Origin of the sequence: Tistrella mobilis (assembly GCF_039634785.1) — a bacterium.
GTDB lineage: Bacteria > Pseudomonadota > Alphaproteobacteria > Tistrellales > Tistrellaceae > Tistrella > Tistrella mobilis.
In genome coordinates this window covers 279619-292019 of record NZ_JBBIAB010000002.1, presented here as the reverse complement: position 1 = coordinate 292019, position 12401 = coordinate 279619, and the positions used below count along the sequence as shown (strand labels likewise).

Here is a 12401-nt window from a genome sequence, read left to right as displayed (position 1 = left end):
GACCGGCTGGCGGCCCTCGCCGGAGACGAGATGATCGGAGCGATCGCATGACCGAGACCCTGACCCCACCAGCCGGCACCGCCGCCCGCGCCACGATCGCCCGCCGGATCGCCCTGCGCCGCCGGCAGGCGCCCAGGATCACCCATGATGCCGCCGGCCGCTTTCAGCCCTTCCCGCTGACCGACATGCAGTATGCCTATTGGGCCGGCCGTCAGGATGGTCTGGATGGCGGCGGCGCCATGCAGATGCTGGTCGAATTCACCACCGACCGCCTGGATCCGGACCGGCTGGAACGGGCCTGGAATGCGCTGATCCGCCGCCACGACATGCTGCGCGCGGTGGTCGATGCCGAAGGCCGCCAGCGGGTGATCGATCCGGCCCCGCATCAGCCGGTGATCATCGGGGACCTCTCGGCCCTGGCGCCGGCCGCGCGCGAGGCCGAACTCGATGAGCTCCGCCAGCGGTTGCATGCCGAGGTCCGGCCCCTCGACCGCTGGCCGCAGTCGGAACTGCGCTTCGTGCGCACCGACCCGGCCTGTCCGGGCGTCGGCCGCCTGTTCCTGCGCTTCGACATGTGGTGTTTCGACGGCCGCAGCTTTCAGGTGGTGGTCGGCGAGCTTGCAACGCTCTATCGCGACCCGGATGCCAGGCTTCAGCCGCTGGATCTCTGCTTCCGCGACTATGTGGCGGCCCTGGCTCTGTCGGAACAGACCCCGGCCTTCGCCCGCGCGCTTGCCTGGTGGCGCGACCGCCTGGCGACGCTGCCGCCCCCGCCCTCCCTGCCGCTGGCCCGGAAGACCGGCGCGCCGGACGCACAGCCGGCCCCACAACGCTTCCGCCGCCATGTCGACCGGCTGGACGTGCTGGCCACCGCCCGGCTGAAACGCCTGGCCCGCGATCACGGCCTGGGCCTGCCCGCGGTCATGGCCACCGCCTATGCCGAGGTGCTGGCCCGCTGGTCCGGCAGCCGGCAGTTCACCCTGAACGTGCCGCGCTTCAACCGGCCGGACTGGCATGCCGACATCCCGCGCATGGTCGGCGAATTCGCGTCGTTCAGCCTGCTCGAAATCGATCTCGATCGCGGCCATGACCTCCTCTCCCGCGCCCAGGCGGTGCAGCAGCGGCTCTGGTCGGATCTGGAGCATCAGGCAGTCTCCGGGGTCCGCCAGCTGCGTGAGCTTGGACGGCTGCGCGGCGAGATGGCGGCCGGCGCCATGCCGATCGTCTTCACCACCATGCCCGACCGGGTCACGACCGAAGCCGATGCGCTGGAAGAGGCCTTCCGGGTCTTCGGCCGGCTTGAGCAGAGCCTGACCAGCACCCCGCAGGTCTGGCTCGACGCCCAGTATTTCGAGCTGGACGGCGGGCTGATGTTCAACTGGGATGCGGTCGAAGCCCTGTTTCCCGAGGGCATGATCGCCGGGATGTTCCAGGCCTTCGCCGATCTGGTCCACCGTCTGGCGGATGGCGAAGCCGCCTGGACCGAGGCGGAACCGGTGCGCCTGCCGGCCACCCAGGCGGCTCGGCGCGCCGCCGCCAACGGCGTCACCGCGCCGGTCCCCGACCGCTCCGCCCCGGCGATGATCGCCGATGCCCTTGCGGCCGCCCCCGACCGGCCGGTGATTTTCGGCAGCGGCGCGCCGGTCACCGCCGGCGCGCTCTCGGCCCGCGCCCGGGCGATCGCCGATGCGCTTGTCGCCGCGGGTGTCGTGGCCGGTGACCGGGTGGCGCTGTCGGTCGCCCGCGGGCCGGATCAGGTCGCGGCGGTGCTGGGCATCCAGGCAGCAGGTGCGGCGTATCTGCCGCTCGATCGCGGCAGCCCGGCCGCACGCCTTTCAACCATCCTGGCCGATGCCCGGCCGCGGATCGTGCTGGCCGATGCCGGTGCGGTGGCCACGCGCGAAGCGGCCGGTGGCCTGCCGCTGATCGCGCTCGAAGACATCGGCCCCGGCGCAGCACCACTCGACGCGGCCGACATGCCCGGCCCGGATGCGGCGGCCTATGTGATCTACACATCGGGCTCCACCGGCACGCCCAAGGGGGTGGTCGTCGGGCATCGGGCGCTGGCCAACATGGTGGCGGTGACCAATGACCGCTTCGGTATCGGGCCGGATGACCGGGCGCTGGCGGTGACCGCGCTCCATCACGACCTCTCGGTCTACGACCTGTTCGGGCCGCTCTCGGCCGGTGGCGGCATCGTCTGCCTCGACGAGGACGGCGCGCTCGATCCGGCCTGCTGGCAGGCGCGGATCCGCGAGGGGGGCGCCACGATCTGGAACAGCGTGCCGCGCCTGGCCGAGGCGCTGGCAGATGATGCAGAGGCCGGAAGCGGGACCCTGCCGCTCCGCCGTTTCGTGCTCGGCGGCGACTGGGTGCCGGTCGGGTTGCCCGCGCGGCTGAAGGCGCTGGCGCCGGGGGCCACCGTTACGACCATCGGCGGGCCGACCGAGACCACGGTCTGGAACATCATGGACGACGTGCCCGACGGCCCGGTCACCGGTCCCAGCCTGCCCTATGGCCGGCCGATCGCCAATTGCAGCTACCATATCCTCGACGACCGCCTGGCCGAGCGCCCGGATCTGGTGCCGGGGGAGATGTATTGCGGCGGCGTCTGCCTGGCCGACGGCTATCTGGGCGATCCCGGCCGCACGGCGGAGCGCTTCATCACCCACCCCGTCACGGGCATGCGGCTCTACCGCACCGGCGATCGCGGCCGCTGGCTGCCCGATGGCCGGATCGAATTCCTGGGCCGGGTGGATTTCCAGCTGAACATCGGCGGCACCCGCGCCGACCCGGCCGAGATCGAGGCGGCGATCACCGCCCATCCTGCGGTGGCCGAGGCTGCGGTCGCCGCCCGCCGGCTGCGGCCCGACGACCCGGCCGAGGTGCTGGTCGCCTGGATCCTGCCCGCGCCCGGCGCCGGCGCCCCGGTGCCGACGGATCTCGATGCCTTCCTGCGCGGCCGCCTGCCCCGGCCGCTGACCCCGCGGCTGTGGGAGGTGGTGGATCACTGGCCGCTCACCGCCAACGGCAAGCTCGACCGCCAGGCACTGACCACAGGACCGCTCACCACAGCCGCCGCCACGGCCGGCCGGGCACCCGAAACCCCGCTCGAAACCCTGATCGCCGGCCTTTGGACCCAGACGCTCGGCACCCCGGTCGCCGATGCCGGGGCCAATCTCTTCACCCTCGGCGCCGACAGCCTGGCCGCCACCCGGGTGGCGCTCCGGCTGGAGGCGCAGATCGGGGTGAAGCCCTCGCTGGCGGCGGTTTTCGCCGACCCCACCATCGCCGGCATCGCCGATGCCGTGTTGACCGAACTTGCCCGCCGCGTCGCCGAAGGACCCGCATCATGACCATGCTCTCCCCTGCGCCCCTGCACATGCTGAAGCAGCGGCTCGCCGCCCTGCCGGTGGAAGAGCTGGCCCGGCTGGCCGGCGGCGGTGGCCCCGCCGCCGGTCTGCCCGAGGTCGACCCGGTTTCGCCACCGCTTTCGGCAGCGCAGGAGCGGTTGTGGTTCATGGACCGGCTGGCGCCCGACAGCGCCTCCTACAACCTGCCTTTCGCGCTCGGCATCCGGGGGCCGCTCGATCCGGCCGCGCTCGAAGCCGCGATCGGCGACGTCATCGCCCGCCACGAGCCGCTGCGCACCATATTCCCGCGCGATTCCGGCTTCCCGCGCGCTTCGGGCTGCCAGCGCATCCTGCCGCCCGCCGCCTTCCGGCTGCCGGTAGAGGATCTGACGGCGGCGGGTACAGAGGCCGAGGCCCGCATCGGGGCCGCGATCGCAGCCGAGGCCGCCACCCCCTTCGATCTCGCGAACGGTCCGGTGATGCGCGCCCGGCTGCTGCGCCGCGGCCCGGATGATCACGTCCTGGTCTACGGCTTCCATCACATCGCCTTCGACGGCTGGTCGATCGGCATCTTCAACCGCGATCTCGCCACGGCTCTCGATGCCCGCAGCCGCGGCACCGCCCCCGCCTTCACGCCGGTCGCCCGCTATGCGGCCGTGGCCGCCGCCCAGGCCCTGCCGGACGACCGGCTAGATGCCGAAACCGGCTGGTGGCGCGACCGGCTGGCCGATCTGCCGCCGCTCTCGCCCCGTGGCGACCGGCCGCGCCCGGCCGAACAGAGCTTCGCCGGGGCGGCCACCGGCTTCCGTATCCCCGCCGCTCTCGCCGCCGCGGCCGACCGTTTCGGCCGCGCCTGCGGCGCCAGTCTGAACATGGTGCTGCTGGCCGCCGTCACCGCGGCCCTCGGTCGGATCGAGGGGCTGGACCGCTTCGTGATCGGCGCCTCGGTCGCCGGCCGCACACGGCCCGAGGCCGAAGACCTGATCGGCTTCTTCGTCAACAACCTGATGATCCGTGCCGATCTCGCCGCCGCAGGCGATTTTGCCGGCCAGGTCGCCGCAATGCGCGACGAGGTGCTTCAGGCCCTCGACCATCAGGCGGTGCCGTTCCAGAAGCTGGTCGAGGCCCTGGCCCCCGAACGCGACCTGGACCGCAACCCCCTCTATCAGGTCGCCTTCACCTTCCAGAATGCACCGCTCGACCGGGCGGATGACGGCCCGCTCCGGCTCACCCCGCTGCCGGTGCCGGCGGCCGCGACCCATATGGACCTCGAAATCCTGGCCTGGCCCGAGGCTGACGGGATCTGGTGCCATGTGATCTATTCGACCGATCTGTTCCGCGAAACCACGGTGCAGCGGATCGGCGCGGCGGTGACCCGGCTGCTGGAGGCGGGGCTTGCCGATCCGGCGGCCCCGCTCGCGCGCCTGCCCCTCGCCGATCCGGCCGAAGCCGGGGCGGCCGCCACCCTCGATGGCGGCCCGGCGCTGGCGGGCGAGACCGCCGAAGACGATCTCTTCGCCCGGCTCGATGCCGCCCTTGCCGCCCGCGGCGATGCCCCGGCGCTGACCGGCGCCGATGGTACGGTCAGCGCCGCCATGCTGCGCGAGGATGCCGCGCGCTGGGAAGCGGCCCTCGGCCGGGCGGGGATCACTGCGGGCGAGGTCGTGGCTCTGATGCGCGATCCCGGCCGCGACTATCTGGGCGCCCTGCTCGGCTGCCTCCGCGCCGGGGTGGTGGGGGCGCCGCTCGACCCGCGCCGCCCGCCGCTCTCGGTGCGCGACATCGCGGCCGAAACCGGCATCCGCGCCGTGGTGGCGCCGGCTGCGATCGCGGCGGAACTACCGGGCCTCATCCATCTCGATCCGGCGGACCTGCCGCCGGTTCGGGGTGGCACGCCGGCCGCCCCCCATCCGGATGCACCGGCCGTGCTGATCCACACCTCCGGCTCCACCGGCCGGCCCAAGGCGGTGGCACTGGCACGCGGCGCCCTGCTCAACCGCCTGATCTGGGCGATCACGGAACTGCCCGCCACCCCTGGCGATCTCGCCTGTCTCAAGACGTCACCCGCCTTCGTCGACAGCCTGGCCGAGGTGCTGCACCCGCTGCTCGGCGGCTTTCCCGCCCTGGTTCCGGCGCCGGACGAGGCCCGGGATCCGGCAGCGCTGTGCGCGCTGATCCGCCGGCACGGGGTCACCCGGCTGGTGATCACCCCCTCGGTGCTGGCGGCCATGATCGATGCCGACGACGTCGCCGGCCATGGGGGGGCCGGCCATGGAGCACCCCCCTGGCCGCTCCGGGTGCTGCATGTCAGCGGCGAGCCGCTCGACCGGCCCCTGCTCCGACGCCTGCATCCAAAACTTGCTGACGGCACAATTATACTCAACCTTTACGGGTCGAGCGAAGTCACCGCCGATGCGACCGTGGCCCGGATCGACCCGGCCTCCGACGAGACCGACATCCCCATCGGCCTGCCGCTGCCCGGCTGCATCGCCCGGATCCTCGATCCTGAAGGTCAGCCGGTCCCGCCGGGCATGGTGGGCGAACTGCACCTCTCGGGCCGGGTGCTGGCGCTCGGCTATCACGGCGACGCCGCCCGCACGGCCGGCGTGTTCCGGAGCGGTCCCGGGGGCATGGAACTCGCCACCGGCGATCTGGTCAGCCGGCGCCCCGACGGCCAGCTGGTCCATCGCGGCCGGCGCGACCTGCAGATCAAGATCCGCGGCGTGCGGATCGAACCGGGCGAGATCGAAGCCCGGCTGGCCGATCATCCGCGGGTCCGCGACGCGCTGGTTGCCGCGGTGGAGGTGCGGCGCGAGGCCGATGCCGGCCCCGCCGCACCCGACCTCGCGACGCCCGCCGCACCCGACCGGCGGCTGGTCGCCTATGTCGTGCCGGCGGACAAGGGTGGCGATCCCGATACCACCGGCCGCGCGGTCGACCGCTGGCGCCAGGTCTATGACGACCTCTATGGCGCGGTACGCGATGCCGGCACGGCGGTGCTCGACGATTACCGGATCTGGGAGAGCAGCTATGACGGCCGGCCGATCCCGGCGGCCGACATGGAAGAATGGGTGGCGGCGACGGTCGCCCGCATCCGCGCGCTCAACCCCGCGCGGGTGCTGGAGATCGGCGTCGGCCAGGGCTTCCTGGCCGCACGGCTGGCGCCGGACGTGCCCTGCTATGTCGGCACCGATGTCAGCCGCCCGGCGCTGGATCTGCTGCGCGGCCTGGCCGGCAGCCGGCCCGACCTCACCCATCTGCGCCTGATCGAGGCAGAGGCCGCCGATCCCCTGCCGGCGGATGCCGTGCCGCCGGACGGCTTCGACGTGGTGGTGCTGAACTCGGTCGTGCAGTACCTGCCCTCGATCGCCCATCTCGACCGGGTTCTGGCCGCCCTCGCCCCCGTGCTCGCCCCCGATGCCCGGATCCTGCTCGGCGATCTGCGCAATCTGGCGGGGCTGCCGGCCTTCCATGCCGATGTCCTGCGCCACCGGGCGGAGGACCGGCTTGATGGTCCCGCCCTGCGCGACCGGGTCACCGCCCGGATCGCCGCCGAGCCCGAACTGGTGCTGCACCCGCGGGCGGTGCCGGTTCTGGCCGGCCGCCACTGGCCGGCCTCGGCGGTGGCGACCCTGCCCCGCCGGGGCCGGGCCGACAACGAACTCACTGCCCATCGCTACGATGCTGTCATCCATCTGAATGCCGCCGCGACTGTGGCGCCGGAGGGCGGTGCCATTGCCTGGGCGGGGCTTGATGCGCTTGAAACCGCCCTGGTCCGAGGGGCCGGTGCGGACAGGCTGATCGTGACCGGCATCCCCCATCGCCGGCTTGCCGCCGGCCGGATCGCCCATGATCTGGTCGATCCCACCCGCGACCCGGCCAGCCTGCCGGCCGATGCCGCCCGCTGGCGGCAGGCGGTCGCGGCCGCCCTCGGCGCCCTGCCGGATGCAGATGGCGGCACCGATCCCGAAACCCTGCACGATCTGGCCGCCCGCCATGGCTGGCGGCTGGATCTGCAGCTCGATCATGGCGAGGGGGCGGACGGCACCCGCTTCACCGCCATGTTCCGGCGCGCCGCCGGCGACGGCCGCCGGGACGACGACCTCCCGCCGGTCGCTCATGCAGCGATCCGGCCGGAGGCGTCGCCCGCCCTCGACGGTCTCGCCAGCCATCCCGAACGGCTGGCCGATGCCGCCGATCTGAAGCTGGCGCTGCGCGACCATCTGGCACGCACGCTGCCGCCGGCCATGGTGCCCGATGTGGTGGTGCTGCTGGATGCCTGGCCCCGCACGGCCACCGGCAAGATCGACCGGCGCCGACTGCCGCCCCCCACCGCCCGCGCCCATGCCGCCACCGGCCGGCTGGTCGAGGCGGGGTCCACGACCGAAAAACGTCTGGCGGCGATCTGGCGCGCGGTGCTGGGCCTCGACGAGGTCGGCATCGACGACAACTTCTTCGGCCTGGGTGGCAATTCGCTGCTGCTGGCCGAGGTTCAGGCGCGCATTGCCCGCGAGACCGGCCGGGATCTGCCGCTGGTCACCCTTTTCCGGCACCCGAACATCCGTGCGCTTGCCGCCGGGCTGGACCGCAGCGAAGCCGGGGCCGATGCCGCGACCGGCGAGGCCATGGCCCGCGCCCGCGCCCGGCGTGCGGTCCGGCTGCGCCCCACCCTCCGCCGCGGAGCCCCCCGATGACCGACAGGATCGACATCACCGAGACCGGTGGCCCCACCGAAGCGATCGCGATCATCGGCATGGCCGGCCGCTTCCCTGCGGCCGGCGATATCGATGCGCTGTGGCGTCTGCTCGAAGCCGGCGGCACGGCGATGAAACCGGTACCGGCGGACATCCTCGCCCGCTCGATCCATGCCCGCATTCACGACCGCCCGGGCTATGTGCCGGTGATGTCGGGGCTGGACGATCCCGATTGCTTCGACGCCGGCTTCTTCCGGATGCCCCCGCGTGAGGCGGCCTTCATGGACCCGCAGCAGCGCCTGCTGCTGGAAACGGCCTGGGCGGCGTTCGAGGATGCCGCGCTCATCCCCGGCGACCGCGACGGCCTGCGCACCGGTGTCTTCGCCAGCGTCAACATTTCAGGCTATCTGATCGCCAATGTCATGCCGCGGGTCCATGACGGCAGCATCGATCCGGTCGAGGTGGTGATCGCCAACGACAAGGATTACGCCGCCACCCGCATCGCCTATGAATTCGGCCTGAACGGCCCGGCGATCACCGTGCAGACCGCCTGTTCCTCGTCGCTGGTCGCCACCCATCTCGCCTGCCAGAGCCTGCTGGCCCGCGATTGCGACCGCGCTCTGGTCGGCGCCTGCACGGTACTGATTCCCAACCGGCTCGGCTATCTCTATACCGAAGGCGGCATCCGCTCGCCCGACGGCCTGTGCCGGCCCTTCGACGCGGCCGGCGACGGTACGATTTTCGCCAGCGCCGTTGCAGCGGTGATGCTGCGCCGGCTGGATGATGCCGTGGCGGCCGGCGATCGGATCATCGCGGTGATCCGCGGCAGCGCGGTCAACAATGACGGCGCCACCCGGGTCGGCTTCGCAGCCCCCGGCGTCGACGGCCAGGCCGCGGTGATCGCCGAGGCCCTGGCGGTCGCGGATGTCGATCCGGCCGATATCGGCTATATCGAGGCCCATGGCACCGCCACCCGGCTGGGCGATCCGATCGAAATCGCCGCCCTCGATCAGGCCTGGCATGCAGCCGCCGCCGAGCCGCAGGCGCTGGCGCCGGGGCTGGTGCCGGTCGGCGCGCTCAAGGGCAATCTCGGCCATATGGACACGGTCGCGGGGCTGGCCGGGCTGATCAAGACCGCGCTGGTGCTGGATCGCGGGCTGATCCCGGCCACCCCCCACACCACCCGTCCCAACCCGGCGCTCGATCTCGACCGCCGGCCCTTCCGGCTGGTGCCGCAGCCGATCCCCTGGCCGCGTGGCCGGGCGCCGCGCTATGCCGGGGTGTCGAGCTTCGGTGTCGGCGGCACCAATGCCCATGTCGTGCTGGAAGAGGCACCGCCGCCGCCCGCCCGCGCGCCCGCCTCGCCCGTCCAGCTGCTGACGGTCTCGGGCACCGACGCCCGCGCCGCCGATGCGGCCGTGGCCCGCCTCGGTGCCTGGCTGGCCGGTCGGCCGGAACTGCCGCTCGCCGATGCGGCCTGGACACTCCGTCATGGCCGCAGGGCCTTCGGCCATCGCCGTGCCCTGGTCGCGCGCGACCGGGCCGCGGCCGCAGATGCCCTCACCGCCGGCCGGGTGATGGCCGGTACGGCAGCAGCCGGCGGGCCGGTCGCCCTGATCCTGCCCGGTCAGGGCAGCCAGTATCCCGGGCTGATGCGCGGCCTGCTGGCGACGGATCCCGAAGCCGACCGGATTTTCCGGCCGCTCGCCCGGGCGGTGCACGATGCCGGCGGGCCGGATCTGGTCGCCCTGATCGCCGGCGGCGACGCGCCGACCCTGGCCGATACCCGCAACACCCAGCCGCTGCTGGTCGCGGTGGAACTCACCCTCGCCCGGCTGCTGGAGGCGCGCGGCCTCGGCTTCGACCGGGTGACCGGCCACAGCATCGGCGAGCTGGCGGCGGCGGCCCTTGCCGGCATCTTCACCGATGCCGATGCCTGCCGGCTGGCGGTGGCCCGCGGCCGCGCCATGGCCGCAACACCCGAGGGCGCGATGCTGCATCTGGCAGCACCCGAAGCACAGGCACAAGCGCTGATCGAAACGGCCCGCCGCGGGCTCCCTCCGCAGGCGATCCTGGACATAGCGGTGATCAACGCCCCCGATGCCGTGGTCGCGGGCGGCAGCCCGGCGGCGATCGCGGCACTGGAGACTGCCGCCCGTGCAGCCGGCATCGACACCACCCGGCTGCGCACCAGCCGCGCCTTCCACACCGCACTCATGGAACCCGCCCTCGACGCGATGGCGGCGGCGGTCGCGGCAACGCCGCGTCGGGCGCCGGTGCGGCAGCTGATCTCGTCGGTCGACGGCCGGCCGCTCGATGCCGCGCGCGCCACCGACCCCGGCTGGTGGGCCGGGCAGATCCGCCGGCCGGTGCGCTTCGCCGCGGCCCTCGCGGCACTGGGCGATGCATCCCTGCTGGTCGAGGCAGGCCCCCCCTCGGGCGCCGCCGCCTTCGCGGCCGCGGTCGGCGCAGCCCCGGTCGTCACCCTGCTGCCCGCGGCCAGGGCCGCCGCCGGTGACCCGCTCGCCGACCGGACCGCCCTGCTGGAGGCGGCCGCCCGGCTCTGGGTCGCCGGTCACGACATCGCCCTCGATCCGGCAGAAGACACAGCCGGGCCACGGCCGGTCTCTCTGCCGGGCTATCCCTTCGCCCGCATCCGCCACTGGCTGCCCAGCCCCGAAGACGCCGCCATCGCGGCGCTGGAGGCGGGTGAAACCGGTGTGGCGCCGGAGATGCCGGCACCGGCGTCCGCCCCGGCGGCCGTCCCGGCCCAGCCGCGCCCCGATCTCGCCAGTGCCTGGGCGGCCCCCGAAGGCCCGGTCGAAACCGCGCTGGCCGCCATCTGGTCGGAACTGCTCTACATCGCGCCGATCGGCCGCGACGACGATTTCGTCGAACTGGGCGGCAATTCGATCATGGTGCTGCGCATGGTCCGCCTCGCCGCCGAGGCGGGGCTGGCGCTCACCGCCAAATCGGTGTTCGAGGCCCGCACCATCGCCGGCCTGGCCCGGGTGGTGCAGCCGATCGGCAGCGCCGACGAGACGCCGGTCGACGGCCCGGTCACCGCAACCCCGGGGCTTGCCGCCTGGGCCCGGCGGGCAGAAACCGGTGCAACGGAGACTGATGGCACGCTGCATCTCCGCCGGCTGGACCTCGCCCGGCCCGTCGATCATGCCACCCTGATCACGGCGATGACCGGGCTCGCCCGCCATCATCCCATGCTCCGCCTGACCCGCCGGGACGGCGCGCCTGTGATCACCGCCGATCCACCGCCCGGCGCGCAGCTGGTGACCGGCCCCGTGGCCGATGACATTGCGGCCATGGCCGGTGCTGCGCGGGCGGCGGCCGGGCCGGTGCTGCTCGCGACGACGCCCCGGCCCGGCCGGCTCTGGCTGGCGGTGGATGCCGCCATCGCCGATGCCGCCTCCGCCGATCTGCTGGCCGCCGACCTCGACCGGCTGCTCGACCAGCCGGCGACCCGGCTGCCCCCCGCCGGACCGGGCTTCCCGGCCTGGGCCGCCGCCGCCGTGCCGGCCGCCCGGCAGGATACGGCGCTGCGCGCCGCACTCGACAGCCTCGCCGCCACCACCGGCCCAGTGCCCATACCCGTGCGCCCCATACCCGTGCAACCGGCACCGATCGGGCCGCAGGCCGTGGCCGATCTGTCCCTGGATCCGGAGATCAGCGCCAGCCTGGCCGGCGCCGCGGCACAGGCCTATCGCACCACCACCGAGGAACTGGTCTGGGCCGCCGCGGCATCGGTTCTGGCCGGTGATCTGCTCTGGGTGGCCTCGGCCGGCCGCGAGGCGGCGATCGACCTCTCGCGCGCCGTCGGCCCGTTCGCAACCAGCGTCGCGGTGGCGGTTCCGGCCGAGGTCGCCGCCGCCCCCGACAGTGCCATCCCGGCCGCCAAAGAGGCGCTGCGCAGCGCACGTGCCCGGCTCGGCTTCATGGATCTGCTCGACGACCTGCCGCCGCGGCTCTCGCCCGCCGGCCGGTATTGCGACCCGCGCCTCTCCTATCTGGGGCCGGTCGATGCCGCCCCACCGGGCCGGGTCGTCACCGCCATCGCGGCCGAGCTGGTTCGGGACCCGGCCGCGAGACGCGGTCATGCCCTGGAACTGCTCGCCTGGTCGTCCGGGGGCCGGCTGCATCTCAGGCTGGCCGCCACCGACCGTGACGCCGTGGCGCTGGACGCGCTCGGCCGGCAGATCCTCGACCGGCTGGCCGATCTGGTCGCCCATTGCCTGGATCCGGCGGCCGGCCGGTTCACGCCCTCGGATTTCGCCTCGGCCGGGCTCGACCAGTCCGGTCTCGACGACCTTCTCGCCAGCCTTGCCGAGTGAGCCGCATC

At 73.6% G+C, this 12401-nt stretch carries 4 protein-coding genes (1 of these 4 running past the window's edge); all 4 read left to right on the top strand.

Annotation, left to right across the window (positions count from 1 at the left end):
- Tightly spaced (each overlapping or abutting the next), the 4 genes in view from WI697_RS04125 to WI697_RS04110 form a layout consistent with a single transcriptional unit that may run on beyond the window.
- On the top strand, positions 1-51 hold the 3' end of the coding sequence (locus WI697_RS04125; RefSeq protein ID WP_345957494.1) for a type I polyketide synthase. Its footprint begins 2940 nt before the window's first position; only the last 51 of its 2991 coding nucleotides appear in the window; the start codon falls outside the window, past its left edge; the stop codon is at positions 49-51.
- Complete coding sequence (locus tag WI697_RS04120; RefSeq protein ID WP_345957493.1) at positions 48-3356, top strand: non-ribosomal peptide synthetase; 3309 nt, start codon at positions 48-50, stop codon at positions 3354-3356. The genes WI697_RS04125 and WI697_RS04120 overlap by 4 nt, the downstream gene beginning before the upstream one ends.
- Positions 3353-8047, top strand: a complete 4695-nt coding sequence (locus WI697_RS04115; RefSeq protein WP_345957492.1) for a non-ribosomal peptide synthetase — start codon at positions 3353-3355, stop codon at positions 8045-8047. The genes WI697_RS04120 and WI697_RS04115 overlap by 4 nt, the downstream gene beginning before the upstream one ends.
- Entirely contained in the window at positions 8044-12393 is a 4350-nt protein-coding gene (locus WI697_RS04110; RefSeq protein ID WP_345957491.1) for a type I polyketide synthase, read from the top strand. Before WI697_RS04115 ends, WI697_RS04110 begins: the two co-directional genes overlap by 4 nt.
- Positions 12394-12401: the final 8 nt, after the last annotated feature.